The organism is Mariniphaga sediminis, assembly GCF_003573545.1.
Taxonomy (GTDB): domain Bacteria; phylum Bacteroidota; class Bacteroidia; order Bacteroidales; family Prolixibacteraceae; genus Mariniphaga; species Mariniphaga sediminis.
This window is the reverse complement of sequence record NZ_QWET01000039.1, coordinates 1-13,962: the sequence shown is the minus strand read 5'-3', so window position 1 is coordinate 13,962 and position 13,962 is coordinate 1. Positions and strand designations below refer to the sequence as shown.

At 36.6% G+C, this 13,962-nt stretch carries 10 protein-coding genes; 4 read left to right on the top strand and 6 right to left on the bottom strand.

The features are described from left to right. The 6 genes from D1164_RS23195 to D1164_RS23165 form a co-directional block, all read right to left on the bottom strand. On the bottom strand, window positions 1–1,333 hold a 1,333-nt coding region (locus tag D1164_RS23195; RefSeq protein WP_172594611.1), incomplete at its 3' end, for an alpha-amylase family protein. 444 nt (window positions 1,334–1,777) lie between these two features. After that, window positions 1,778–3,007 carry an exo-alpha-sialidase gene (locus D1164_RS23185; protein WP_172594610.1) on the bottom strand — a complete coding sequence of 410 codons (1,230 nt, stop codon included), beginning with the start codon at window positions 3,005–3,007 and terminating at the stop codon, window positions 1,778–1,780. A 207-nt stretch (window positions 3,008–3,214) separates the two neighbouring features. Then, the gene (locus D1164_RS23180; protein WP_119352296.1) at window positions 3,215–4,843 is read right to left on the bottom strand and encodes a RagB/SusD family nutrient uptake outer membrane protein; all 1,629 of its coding nucleotides are present in this window, start codon (window positions 4,841–4,843) and stop codon (window positions 3,215–3,217) included. Between the two features lie 18 nt (window positions 4,844–4,861). Next, window positions 4,862–8,206, bottom strand: a complete 3,345-nt coding sequence (locus D1164_RS23175; RefSeq protein WP_119352295.1) for a TonB-dependent receptor — start codon at window positions 8,204–8,206, stop codon at window positions 4,862–4,864. A 165-nt stretch (window positions 8,207–8,371) separates the two neighbouring features. Continuing rightward, a complete protein-coding gene (locus D1164_RS23170) occupies window positions 8,372–9,388 on the bottom strand; it encodes a FecR family protein (RefSeq protein WP_172594609.1) in 1,017 nt (338 codons plus the stop codon). Window positions 9,389–9,483: 95 nt separating this feature from the next. After that, window positions 9,484–10,071 (bottom strand): RNA polymerase sigma-70 factor, encoded by a 588-nt coding sequence (locus tag D1164_RS23165; protein ID WP_119352293.1) that lies wholly within the window; start codon window positions 10,069–10,071, stop codon window positions 9,484–9,486. Window positions 10,072–10,652: 581 nt separating this feature from the next. On the opposite strand from D1164_RS23165, the gene D1164_RS23155 reads away from it, so the two are divergent. From D1164_RS23155 to D1164_RS23140, 4 genes are all read left to right on the top strand, one after another. After that, complete coding sequence (locus D1164_RS23155) at window positions 10,653–12,143, top strand: glycoside hydrolase family 130 protein (RefSeq protein WP_119352291.1); 1,491 nt, start codon at window positions 10,653–10,655, stop codon at window positions 12,141–12,143. Between the two features lie 175 nt (window positions 12,144–12,318). Then, entirely contained in the window at window positions 12,319–12,762 is a 444-nt protein-coding gene (locus D1164_RS23150) for a hypothetical protein (RefSeq protein WP_119352290.1), read from the top strand. Window positions 12,763–13,060: 298 nt separating this feature from the next. Beyond that, on the top strand, window positions 13,061–13,522 hold the full coding sequence (locus D1164_RS23145) for a sll1863 family stress response protein (RefSeq protein WP_119352289.1): 462 nt from the start codon (window positions 13,061–13,063) through the stop codon (window positions 13,520–13,522). Window positions 13,523–13,738: 216 nt separating this feature from the next. After that, entirely contained in the window at window positions 13,739–13,873 is a 135-nt protein-coding gene (locus D1164_RS23140; protein ID WP_119352288.1) for a lmo0937 family membrane protein, read from the top strand. Window positions 13,874–13,962 lie beyond the last annotated feature (89 nt).

The window sequence follows — 13,962 nt, the reverse complement described above, 5'->3', positions numbered from 1 at the left end:
CTAACCCAGAGCTACCACTGGATATTACGGCCTTGCCTGCTGCGAGATGCTCTTTTACGCGACGCGTAACCTCTGCATCAAAGGTGACATCATCCGGGATAACCAGCACCTTGTACTTGCTCCAGTCAGAGAAAGTTGTAACCACATCAAATTGCTGCTTCAGTTCGCTTAGCATCCTTACTGCGCTTTTTAACTGCCTGTCGTTGCTCAGGTTTTCCAAAGATTTGGGATATACAATGCCTATCTCCGTTATATTTTTTGCATCCTCAAACCAGGGTTCCGTGGTTTGCAGTTCCTTATATATCTTTTCTATCCGGTCGAATACCGCATTATTTAAATCGCCCCTGGGATGAAAATGACCCCCGACACTGGGACGCATGCCATTTGCCAGGCCATACAGCAGGTCGTATTTAATGGCAGCTTCCGGGCGCAAGCCCCCAAAATCGCCCCAATCATAAAAACGGCCGGTCATATTCACAACCGGTTCCTTGCCTAATGTCCTGATATAATGTGACATTACCGGAAGAAAATCATAACCGGTGCTGTTTGGCAGCGATACGCATTCATAATAAGAGGAAATAGCGGCTTGTTCTTCATATCCAACTCCACTGAAATAAAGCAGGTACCCGGGGTTTATGGACATGAGGGCTTCCGCTATATCGTTTGACAAACGGAGTGCCGATGCCCCTGAAAACGTTACCACTTCTTCTTTGTCTGTCCAGTCTATCCCCTGTTCTTTCATCATTTTTACACAAAGGGGGCAAATACATGGATAAGGGGAGAGACAATCGATAAAAAATCCGGATACAGGATAATTTTGTGCCACCTCCTTTATCATGGAAATCAAATGCTCCCGGTAGGGGGAGTTATAGCACATCGTTCTCACATATGGTGTAAACCTTGGTTCCCGGTACTCCCGTCCATCGAAATTAAGGGTGGTCCAATCACGGTGCTGTAACCCTTCTGCGCTGCTTATGCCCCCATTGAAATAGGCAGTTAGGGCAATACCTTCCTGCTTACAGGCCTCAGCAAGCCTGCCAAACAAATCATATGGTAATGACGGGTGCCTTATCCCGGTTTTTGTGTCGTAATATGCCATGCCCTGGTCGCAGCGGACCGAAAAAACCAAATGTCCGGCCCCGCACTGTTTGATACGTTCCGTAAAAGCCGCGGCATCAAAACCTGCCCCTACTTCAGGACAAGCAGGCATAGTATTGTTATCGAAAAAAAGGCAATATTTGGGCTGGGGGGTAACCCCTGCCTCCTTTGTTTGAGGATAAGCCTTTAAATATGGTAATGAAAAAAGAAATATTAGTAGACTATGTCTTAACATATTAACCATTTTCCTGTATTTTTTTGTCGACTTTTCTTAAAAATCAATACCCTTTACCCTAGTTTGGCCCAATGTTTTGTGCAATAGTGTCAGAAATAAATACATCTGTTCTTCAAGTTTGTAATATTGATTCCGGCAAAAGCGGTGTAACCAGGCCGTGCAGAACAAGCCGCGAAATAAAAACTGCCATGCAGAGCTTGTCCCATGCACCGTAATGGCTTATCGTAAACATCAGCATACTGGGTCAAGTCGTTGACCAGATTCTCTTTGCCAAAACTATTGTAAATGCATTTTAACAGTATACTCATGGACACATGAAAGTCCTTATACAGATATTTGTTATCTGAGGCTTTGCGTGTCATCACTCTTTTTTGTTTTGATAGCTGCATAGAATATAATCTCAGTTATGTGTACCTTCCTGTTTTTTGAAAAAACAAGAATAACCTATTCCGGTATTCTTAAAAGATTTCCTACGATATAAAACGGAGCCTCAGGAGAGATCTTTTTCATATCAGAGTTCATCATATGATAGACCACATACACCTCGGTATCAAAAATCTGCGCAAACCAGGGGTAACCGACAATCCCTTCGGCAGGTCTCCAAGGTTTTTTCCTATCTTCATCGGTATATCGGATATGGCTGAATTTTTCTTCAAACTCCCCCTTAGGATCCTGTAGATGATAAAGGAAACGCCAATTCTCCCCGTTATCATCACTTACAGCAAAGCCTAATCCCGGTCCAAATCCACCGTCCCGGTAAGCCAACCATAATTGCCCTTGGGGGGTACAATACATTGCTGGTGAGCCCCCGGCGATTTCAATCTGCCGTGGCGTTGTCCAGCTTTTGCCATTGTCATGAGATTTAATTTGCCAGAAGCGTTTATCATTATCAGGTAACCCGTCAACCCGTGCAACAGCGACAATAGTACCATCTTTACAAACAGCACCCGCTGTCTCATTAAAAACAACTGGTTTATCAAAACCAGGGGGTGGGTCTTGCCATGCCCTTTCAACCGGTTCCCAGTTATTTCCTCCATCTGTGCTCCGTCTGAAACCGTTCAAAGGTTCTGCCCCCCAACTACCCCATGGCCAGAGTAACTCACCATTAGGTAATTCTATTATTTTTCCCTGCGCAAAATCATTCCTTTTAACCGGATCGCTTAAAAGTTTTCTTTCTGAAAAGGTATATCCCTGATCACTACTAAAAGAATAATAGCTGTCAAATTTTCTTGTTGCGGTTAATTCAGGCCAGTCAGCTCTTGTAGGATCCGGATATTTAGTCCAGTTAATCATCATTGTATAACGCATTAAACGTCCAATAGTCCAATTCCCATCAGGAACATTAAAAAGAATTGCTGCCAGGCCGGCTAAAGAATCTTGGCTTTCCATTGTCATATAAGGTTCAGACCAGGTTTTACCAGAATCCAGCGAACGTGCAAATTGGGTTGTTTGGTCAGGCATTCCGTCTCCCCAACCTGTGCCCCAAAAGGCAATAAGCTCGCCATTGGCCGTTGCAACTACACCCGGGCATAAACCTTCTGAACTGTCATACACAATATCTGCTCTCTCAATAACAGGATCTTTATATGTTATTTTGTTATTTTCTTCTTTGGGGCTACAATACATAATTAATAATCCCAAAATAAATAGAATTGGTATTTTTCGCGTCTTCATTCTCATAAGACTCTAATCTTAAACAAATTAAAGAGTATTCTATTCAGGAATGGATTTCCCAATGAAATAGAAATATACTGTTTAAATAAATTCCTTAGCCATTGTTACTTTATAAAGGAAACCTTTTAAAGGCATGGAAGCTAATTAAAACCTCCATGCCTGCTATAAAATGTCTATTATATTGAATTAAAATATAAATTAAAGATATTAATAACCAGTATTTTGACGAAGTTCAGGATTAATATCAATTTCATATAATGGAATTGGTAACAATTCCATACCTGGTGTAATCGTACCTGTTTTATCAAAAGCTTTATAATGCCCTCTATATTTTCCTACCTTTTCAACTGGATAGTCTGTATAATTGTCAGGGTCATCAGTAAGTTTCATCCCATATATTTGCCTATTCATGACTTCAAGGTAGATACCCCATCTACGGATATCCATATATCTTATATGACGCTCAAAACAAAATTCCACCCTTCTTTCTCTCCTAATAATTTCTCTCAATTTATCAGGACTTGTCTCAGTAACAGAAGGCATGTTAACTTCTTCTCTTCCTCTAACTTTGTTAATTGTTTGATCCAACAATTCTTGGGTAACATTGTCACCATTTTCTAGTTTAGATTCCAAATAGCTAAGAAGGACTTCTGCATATCTTATATATATGATATCATCTCCGGAATTATGTAAACCTCCATCATAAAATTCTGTAGCAAATTTTTTAAAGCAATATCCTGTTCCTCCCGGCATAGTTTTTATTCCATCAGATGTTAAGTCAGGATGACCAAGATATAACTTACCTTCCCATACTGTATATTCCGGTAAAAAAAGGTTAGCATAAAATCTTGGATCTCGATTATCAAAGGGATGCTCCGGATCATAGAGACTTGATTCTTCAATTGACAAACCATCATTCATTAAAAAGGCATCAATTAGCCTTTGAGTTGGATTACATTCCTGATATCCACCATACATTTGTGGTTTATAATTTGTTTGATTATTTGCATTTGGATAGAGACTTGTCATACAATTAGTGGATAAAATAATTTCTTTACTGTTTTCTCCACTTTCTTCAAATAATGCTTTGTAGCGCGGATCAATAATATGAGCATTCATGTCAATAATCTCTTTATAGGTAGATGCTGCTTCTGACCATCTCTTTTCAATCATAAGCAATCTACCCTTAACTGCAAGTGATGCTGCCTTTAAGATTCTCCCCTTTTCATCATCAGGTCTTGTTGCCGGCAAATCAACGGAAGCAGTAGAAAACTCATCTATACAAAAATCTCTAATATCCTCTAATAAACTACGACTTTGAGTGTTGGCATCACTTATTGTCAGAACCTTTGTAATTAAAGGGACATCACCATACATCAGTGATAAATAAAAATATTCATAGGCTCTAATAAATCTGACTTCAGCTGTAATTTCAGCCTTTTTTACATCATCCATTTCAACTCTATCAATATTTTCCAGAAAATAGTTAGCCTTAAAAATAGTTTTATAAGCTCTTAGCCATATTGACCTAACAACTTCCCAATCGCTTGGTCTCATGTAACCGGTATAAATGTCACCAGTAGCACTTTCTTTATAATTTGAATCATCCGTGTTACTTGTCAATATAAGGTGTTCATTATTATAACTGTTAATTGTAAAATTATTTTGTCTATAACAACCAGCTAAAGCCAGCATAGCATCACTTTCAGAAGTCCAGAAGGATGCTTCAGATATTGCTGATAATGGCTGTTCATCTAACCAGTTATTACATCCTGTAAATATTAAAAAGTAGACAAGTAGAAATGGGAATATACTTATTTTTTTATATGATTTCATAATAATTCTTATTAATGATTAAAAATCTATATTAATCCCAGCAGCATAAAACTTTGAATGTGGATACCAGAGTATTTGGTTTGATATTTCAGGATCCCAACCTTTATAAAAGTTCGTTAATGTAAATAAATTCTCACCACTGACATAAAAGCGAACTCTCTTTAAAAATGTTTTATTTAAAACTCTATCCGGTAAGCTATATCCAATTTGAGCATTTTTCAACCTGATGAAAGTGGCATCTTTAACAAAAAAATCAACCTTATTTGATAAATAAAAATCAGTAGGGACAATTCTTATTTTAGGATAATCGGCGTTAGGATTTGGATTTTCCGCAGTCCATCTACTATTATATATCCATTTTTGCACATTACCAAGGTTGTCAATAGCATAAAAGTGACTCATCGATATCATATCCTTTCTACCACCTTCGCCTTGAAACATTAAACTAATATCAAAATTTTTATACTTCCCATTCAAGTTTAGGCTATAGGTAGAGATTGGTAATGGCTGCCCAATAATTGTTCTGTCATAAGTAGAACTTACAACCCCGTCAGGTACTCCATTCGGACCACTTAGATCCACAAATTTTATATCACCTGGTTCTCCCAGGAATCCAAATGGTTGCGTTGGTGCCATTTCTACATCATCTTGATCAACAAAAAGTCCATCAGAAACATATCCATAGGTACTTCCAATTGGATGCCCAACAAATAAACCGCGAGCTATATCTTTTTCTAAATCGCCATAAAGTTCAAGAACTTTATTATGAGTAAGTGAATATATTACAGAAGCTCCATAAACAAAATCTCCAATAGCATTATTGTATGATAACTCAAAGTCCCAGCCTCTATTCTCAACCGAACCTGCATTCGTTGCATTGGGTGAAGCACCTAACATATCTGATACAGAAATATTATAAAGAATATCATCGGTCTTTTTTACATAGTAATCAACTGTAAAATTTAATTTGTTGTTAAGTGTAGTTATGTCCAATCCAAAATTAGTAATCCTTGTTGTTTCCCATGAAATCTCTTTGTTTGCAACAGAAGTAATCGCTGCTCCAGCACTATACTCATTTCCAAATGGGTAATTTTGACCAAGAGAAATCATATACTGGTAAGGATAATTTCCGACTGACTGATTTCCTAAACTTCCCCATGAAGCCCTCATTTTAAAATTATTCATCCATGGTAAAATGTTTTTGAAGAAGTTTTCTTGTGATAACCTCCAGGCTATAGAAGCAGATGGGAATACTCCCCATCTATTCTCTTTTGGAAATCGAGAAGAACCATCATATCTTACATTCAGTTCAAATAAATATCTTTCATTAAAATTATAATTTACCCTGCCAAATAAAGATGTTAATTTATATCTTGACGCTGACCCTGAATTAGTTGCATGAGCTGTTGCTCCTGCATCAATTTCAGATAATTCATTATTAGGAAATTGATCTCTAAAAGCAGAGAGGTATTGATGATTATAAGACTGACATGAGACACCTCCAAGTAAATGAAAAGCATGTTTATTTAATGTCTTATTATATTTAATTATTGATTGCATGGTCAAATCATTCCAATTTAACCAATCTACTCTTAAAGAATTCAGTGAATTCCTAAAATTTGGTGTAACATCGTAAGTCGCTATATAATTTTTATTTTCCAATGCCCTGTAATTATAACCCACTTGCCCATTTATTTCTAAATCTTTAGTTATGTTCCAACTTAGATTGGCATTCGTAGAGAAAAAAGTATTGCTGTTTTTTATAAAACTTTTACTGTTTATATCGGCTTCAGGATGTATTGTTTCATAATATGGATAATACCCATCTTCTGTGGGACCAGGTATTGTATTAGGCAATCTTAATGCACCTCTAACAATATCAGAAAATCCAGTCCCATTGCGGCTGGATGGTTCTTTGTCATAATACTTATCGCCATAAATTTTAACGTTAAATTTAAGATTGTCGCGCAGTTTTGTGTCCAGATTTAATCTCATATCATAACGATTAGCTGAATTTTTCATAGCTAGCCCCTGATTATCATAATAACCTGCAGAAAACATATATTGACTTCGGAATGTCCCCCCTTTTATATTTATGTTGTGCTTGGATTCAATACCAGATCCAGAATCCCAAATATAATCCATATGGTTAAAATTTGGATAATTGGGGTCCGTCCCTGATTTAAATTTTTGAATTTCTTCAGCTGTCCACCGGGGAGATGCACCAATATTCATCAATGCTTCATTATAAGCCATGGCGTACTCCCATGAATTTACCATTTCAGGTATATATGTTGGTGTATGTTTACCAAAATATGAATTGATACTAAAAACTGGTTCTCCTGTCAGTCCTGTTTTTGTTGTTATTAAAATAACGCCGTTTGCTGCTTTTGAACCATAAATTGCCGCCGAAGAGGCATCTTTTAAAACTGATACGCTCTCAACGTCATGTGGATTAACATTATCCATTGAAGATTCAATTCCATCGACAATAACAAGTGGACTATTTCCTGCACCACTAAAGGTACCCTGCCCTCTTACAAGGAGTGTCGCAGAACTTGATTTTGGATTTCCTGATAATGATCTTATTGAAACTCCACTTAACTGACCTTGGAGCATACTAGAAGTAGTTGTAACAGTCCTTTTTTCCAGTTGTTTACTGCCCACATTTGATACAGATCCTGATAAATTTACCCTTTTCATAGTTCCGTAACCAACTGCAACCACTTCATCTAATCCAATCGACTCTTCCTCCATTCTTACGTTTATACTTGTCTGGCTTCCTACAACAATCTCCTGCGCCCTCATACCCACAAAAGAAAACTGAAGCGTAGCATTTTCAGAGATATTTGTAAATGAGTATTCCCCATCGGCATTGGTAACAGTACCTGTTGTAGAGCCTTTTACCACCACGGTTACACCGGGTAGAGGCTGACCGCCTGAGTCGGTTACCTTCCCTGTAACCGTTTTTTGCTGTTCGACATCAATTTTACCGGTTGTTGTAAGTAATACCTGGCGGTCGTTAATGCTATATGTTATCCCTGTATCTTCGAAAAGCTGATCAAGGATATTTCGTATAAGTTGGTTTTTGCAACTGACACTTTTTCTTTGATAAACATCGATTCTTGAAACATCGAACATAAAATGGAATTCAGATTGATTTTCAATCTCTTCCAGAATGTTTACGATTGTTTCATTTTTAACAGTAAGACTTAACCGCTTGCTTTGCGCATACGCATCGAGCGCAAAGGTTTGGGTTATTGAGATCAAAATTAATAATGCAACAATCCTCATTCTTTTTAAAAATCTGGATTTCCAGATCTTATAAACTCCGGAAATCAATTCACAATAATTTTTTTTCATACTTTTGTTTTGATTTGGATTATTTAATAATTCAGGTTGAGTTTGCCTCTGGAGTTGGTCACTGCGAGGCAATCATAAAGCAAGAGGGAGATGTTAACAGCATCTCCTTTTTTGTGCATAGTTTTAATTCATATCATAGGCCTGGTTTTTAAGTTATACAATTCATTATTTTTTTGAAATGATTATTTCAGGTTTAGCTTTTTCCTCGTAGTTATGTATTAGTTTACAATGGACATCGCAAACAATTTCGATATACCTGAAAATTTCTTCGTAGCTTTCGTTTTGGATTGTTCCTGAGAAAATAGAGTTATACACTTCCTCATCAGTCACTTCAATATTGATATTATACCATCTCTTAAGTTTTTCAACCACATTTTTCATTGATTCGTTACGGAAAATAAGTTGTCCATCTTTCCAGGATGAGTATATATCAGCATCAACATAATTTAGGGTTAATGCATTATTGACTATGTTATACGTTGCTTTTTCTCCCGGCTTCATGGTATAACTAAAAGACTCGAAGCCCTTGTGCCCCAGTTCTACTTTACCCGATTCAAGCACCACAGAAACCTTATCGTTTTCAGGATATGCATCTACATCGAATTTTGTACCCAGTACGTTTACTATCAGACCATTTGCCTGAACTGAAAAAGGGTTGTTTTCTCTGTGAGTAACCTGAAAGAAAGCCTGTCCGATAAGGGAAACTTTCCGGTGTTGTTCAGAAAAGTTGCCGGGATAAGAAAGTGTCGTACCTGAATTTAACCAAACGATGGAACTATCAGGTAAAACGACCTTTGATCGTTGACCATTTTCTGTAATAAAAGAAGTATATGATAACTCTTTGGGGGTATTGGTGGGTTTAACTTGCTGTTTGTTTGTGTAATAAATTGTGGTCAGGCTGATTAGAAAAACAATTATAGCTGCATATTTCAAGACTATTTTAATGGTAGGGATCTGTCTTCTTTTTTCCCCTGAAATTTTATCCTGAACTTTCAGATAGGCACTCTCAATTTCATAACTGTCCAATTTTCTTGTTGAAGAAAGGAATGCCCAGGAAATTTTCAATTTTTTGAATATTTCCATTTTTTCTTTTTGCGCATGGATTTTGGCAAGTACTTTTTTCTTATCCTCACCAGATAAATTTCCTGTAATCAGTTTTAATATGTCTTCAAAATTTTCCATGTATATTATAAATAAACCATGAAGTAGCATTTACCCTTGGTCATGCCATCATTTTTTTTAGACACTTTTTGTATCAGTATATAAAATGATGTAAATCAAAGAACAAACAGATAGGCGACTAACGGTAAATAATCTTTTAAGGCAACTTTGAATGTTTTAATGCTTTTTGAGATATGTCCTTCTACTGTTTTTACAGAAATATTGAGTTCTTCAGCTATTTCCCGGTTTTTCATTTCCTGAAACCTGCTGAGCTCGAAGACTCTTCTGCATTGGGGAGGCAAAGTGAATAAAGTTTCTTGTATGATTTGCTCAATATCCGTGAATGCGCATACAGATGTATCAATAGTTGACAATGCCGCTACATTTAAATTCAACTCACTGACATCCATTACATTTGAGAACATTTTTTGACGATACTTTTTATCGCGTAACCTTTTTAAGGCATTGTTTTTGGCTACAGTAAAAAGGTATGAAGTAAGATTTGAATCGTCTTTTAATTCGCTACGTTTATTCCACAACGTGACTAAAGTATCCTGAACAATATCTTCTGCAATGTCTTTTAATGGGATAAACTCTAATACGAAATAATACAATTTTGAATAAAAGTCGTTAAAAAGAACTTTGAAAGCAGCTTCGTCATCATTTCTTAACCGTTCAAAAAGTTGTCGTTCGTTTTTATTCATTTGTATTTTAGCTAGTAGGTAACAAAACTATAAATTTTTTTTATTCATCGGGTGGCTGAAAAATCAGGCAGGCATCTTACCTGATAAACTTTTGTTTTAGTCCCATCATATCCTCGCTAATCTTTTTCTCTAAGACCTCAGCATAGATTTGTGTTGGCGTCAACTTTGAGGCTCACCCAAAAAATCCGGTGGAGTAATTTGTTTTCAGATACATTTTCCATCAATATTTTTAAGCCTCAGGCCGATTTTACTCTTTGCCTTGAAGCAAAAAGTAAACAGAAAAGTCGAGGCTGCGTTCGGATGAGAACATTGAGGGCACTTTTTAATTCTGCGGTAAAACGCGAAATAATCAAAACTGAAATTTATCCTTTTACAAAATTTCAAAACCAAAGGGCTTGTCTTTCTAAAATGCAGGTATTTTGTGCAAGGCTGGAGAAGCTATACTAATAATAGTATAGACTTGGTTATTGGTTGTTATACATGGATTCAGTAAATCCATTTCCTATTCTGAGTTTGCCAATTATGGTTGCAATTAATCCACTTTAACCATTACCTTTAGAAAGTTTAAATATGAATAATAAATGCAGATAGCAGTAAACAGGAAAGATATTAAATTTCTACCCGATGCCTCCAGGGTAATGGCACGGTTTCTTTACACCGGAGATGAAAGGGCGATTAATACCATCCACTCAGTACTTAATATGTCCAAAAGTTCGGTATCACAGACGTTAAGTCCGGTTCTGAGAGACTACTCACTTCGTCACAGAAATATTTCCAAAATATTTGAAAAACACTTTCAAAGGATCGCTCACCTGTTAAAACAGTTAAAAGTTGAACCGGATTCACTTGACATATCTCAAAAAATACTGATCGGCTCCTATTTTACTATGGAGTATTCGATTGAATCGGCCGCATTTTTTAATCCCTCCATTGTGGAACACCCCGATCAATCAGAGACCAGTGTGGATGAAAAACGGGTTATATTAAGTTTCAGAGCTACCGGCGAAGGGCATATTTCATCAATAGTTTTCAGAACAGGGGTTCTTGATAAAAAGAACAATCTTTCTATTGAACCAGTGGGCAAAATGCTGGAAGAAGCAGAACATATTCGACGGCATGTGTATGAAAAAGCTTCCTTTAAAAACAAATTAAACGAGATGAAGGATTTTCATTCGATCATTCCCTTCAGTTTAATTCTCAACGAGTTAAACGATACATTTACCTACGGTGAACTGCGCGATTGTATAAAAGAAGCAAGAAAATCATTACATCTCACATCGGAGAAAGAAGTGTTGTTTAATCAGATTATCTGGCTGGCTTCGTCGCATTACGAATTGGAATTTTCGTTGGATACCAACATTTCAGAGCGGGTAATTTTCCCGGTTTCGGCAAATGAAAAAAATGGAGTTGAGGATGCACGTTTTGTGAAATTTGTGGATGATGACGGTAAAATAAGTTATTATGCAACTTATACTGCTTATGATGGGACAACTATAATGCCCAAAATGCTCGATACCACTGATTTCTATCACTTTCGAATATTACCTCTTCATGGCGAAATTGCCCAAAACAAAGGGATGGCGCTTTTCCCGCGGAAAGTAAATGGGAGATATGTTATGCTCTGCCGATTAGACGGGTTCAATAATTACATTGCTTTTTCTGATAATATTTCAATTTGGCGTGAAGCAAAATTATTACAGCAACCTAAATTCCCCTGGGAATCTATTCAGATAGGAAACTGCGGCTCGCCCATTGAAACACCGGAAGGCTGGCTGGTGATTACACACGGAGTAGGCCCAATGCGGGAATATGTTCTGGGGGCTTCGTTATTTGACCTTCAAAATCCGGAAAAAGAGATTGGCCGGTTGAAATCTCCATTGTTAATGCCCAACTCCGAAGAACGGGAAGGGTATGTGCCCAACGTAGTTTATTCATGCGGATCAATGATTCATAACGACGAATTGATTATACCTTATGCCATGTCGGATTATGCTTCCACCTATGCCACCGTTAATTTGCGAGCACTGTTAAATGAGTTGAAAAACTCAAAATTGTCAGGAGATAAATTCTGATGCTGCTTCAATGATTTTACTCCAAATTTTTACAAAAACCTAACAAAATGTGTGAATGATGTAAACATTATTCAAAATTGTGTAATACTTCTTAATCATTAAGTTACGACATTGGTATGGTGAAAATTCATTTACAACTGTTCCGCCAGCAGCGGAAATTTAATACATAGAACATATGAAAACACTAAAAATAAATCAGTCGGTAAAAAGTATCTTTTTGGTAGTTTTTGCGGTAATGATGATAATTCCATCCACATCGTGCGCAAAAAAACATACTTTTTTAAATTCAACTGTTGTCCCGGGAGCAAATGGTTATGTTAAGGTAAAAAAGGACAATAACAAGAATTACATTATTAAAGTAAACGTTTCTGATTTGGCAGAAGTTGATAAGGTTCAATCGACTCAAACAACGTATGTAGTTTGGATGGAAACCGACGAGGGCAATGTTGAAAACCTGGGACAGTTAAAAAGTTCAACCGGTTTTTTATCAAATCGCCACACTGCATCTCTGGAAACCGTGTCTTCTTATAGACCAGTCAAAATATTTATAACAACGGAAAACGGTACAAATGTGCAATATCCGGGACAACAGGTGGTACTAACAACAGACACTTTCTAGAATGAAATACTTATCGGGACAGGAACGAAAAGAAATTTATTCTGTTATTTACTTTAATCAATCAACTGATTAAGTTGAAGCAAAGACAATGCGTCATTGACAAATATTTAAACATTTTAAAAGGCAACTGCAAGGTTGTCTTTTTTGATTTATATACGAACTAATGTTCGGGATAAGCAAATAGCATAAAATGTGTGAATGATGTAAATCATCCTCAAAGTTGTGTAACAGTTCAGGCGCTAAATAGGAATACCTTTGATTGTACAATAAATTAATTGCACCATTAATAATTTAGATAATGAAAAAAATAGTAATCACTTTGGCTGCATCAGTTTTTATTGTCGGACTTCTTTTTACAAGTTGCAATTCACCGTCGCAAAAAATTGAAAATGCCGAGGATAATGTACTGGATGCAAAAGAGGCTGTTATTGATACACAAAGCGATTTGAACCTGGCACGCCAGGATTCAGTTACTGAATTTCAGCAATTCAAAACTGAATTTCAAAATCAAATAATTGCCAATGAAAAAACTATTGCCGGCTTAAAATTAAGTATTGTAGATGCAAGCCAGGACAACAAGGTACTTTATGAGAAAAAGCTGGCTGAACTGGAAAAACAAAACAGCGACCTGAAAATTAAACTGGCCGAGTACAAAGAAGGAGGAACCGACCAGTGGCAAACATTTAAGGTGGAGTTTAAACGCGATATGGATGAATTGGGAAAAGCATTTTCCGATTTCACAGTTAGTGACAAAGAATAAACCAAAATAAAAGTATAAATGATGAAAAGGCCGAGAACAATATCTTTTTTCAACGCAGCCCATTCTCCAAAAATAAGGATATCGGCAAAAATCTGGAAGGTTCAGATAAAATTGCCTTGTGGTTTTTATTTGAAGGAGAATATTGCCAGCGGTAAATCGGAAAAGTGGATCATTTGTCAGGTATTAAATTAAAAGAAACCATTTAAAACTAAGGTCATGGGAAATTTACTTTACATCATCGCAGTAATCCTGATAATTGCATGGGCAATCGGATTTTTAGGGTACAGTGCCGGCGGAATTATTCACGTTTTGCCATTAGTGTCCACTAAACTTTATAAAATATTGTTTTAAGAACTTGATATTATGTAAGATATGCTCGAAATAGGTTGTCCACGATTTGAATTCATACCTTTAAATTCAAAATTAAATTTAGGGGTATG

Excerpts from the sequence above, each read along its gene's own strand:
- D1164_RS23185 (WP_172594610.1), bottom strand. The coding sequence starts at position 3,007 with ATGAAGACGCGAAAAATACCAATTCTATTTATTTTGGGATTATTAATT.
- D1164_RS23180 (WP_119352296.1), bottom strand. The coding sequence starts at position 4,843 with ATGAAATCATATAAAAAAATAAGTATATTCCCATTTCTACTTGTCTAC.
- D1164_RS23175 (WP_119352295.1), bottom strand. The coding sequence starts at position 8,206 with ATGAAAAAAAATTATTGTGAATTGATTTCCGGAGTTTATAAGATCTGG.
- D1164_RS23170 (WP_172594609.1), bottom strand. The coding sequence starts at position 9,388 with ATGGAAAATTTTGAAGACATATTAAAACTGATTACAGGAAATTTATCT.
- D1164_RS23165 (WP_119352293.1), bottom strand. The coding sequence starts at position 10,071 with ATGAATAAAAACGAACGACAACTTTTTGAACGGTTAAGAAATGATGAC.
- D1164_RS23155 (WP_119352291.1), top strand. The coding sequence starts at position 10,653 with ATGCAGATAGCAGTAAACAGGAAAGATATTAAATTTCTACCCGATGCC.
- D1164_RS23150 (WP_119352290.1), top strand. The coding sequence starts at position 12,319 with ATGAAAACACTAAAAATAAATCAGTCGGTAAAAAGTATCTTTTTGGTA.
- D1164_RS23145 (WP_119352289.1), top strand. The coding sequence starts at position 13,061 with ATGAAAAAAATAGTAATCACTTTGGCTGCATCAGTTTTTATTGTCGGA.
- D1164_RS23140 (WP_119352288.1), top strand. The coding sequence starts at position 13,739 with ATGGGAAATTTACTTTACATCATCGCAGTAATCCTGATAATTGCATGG.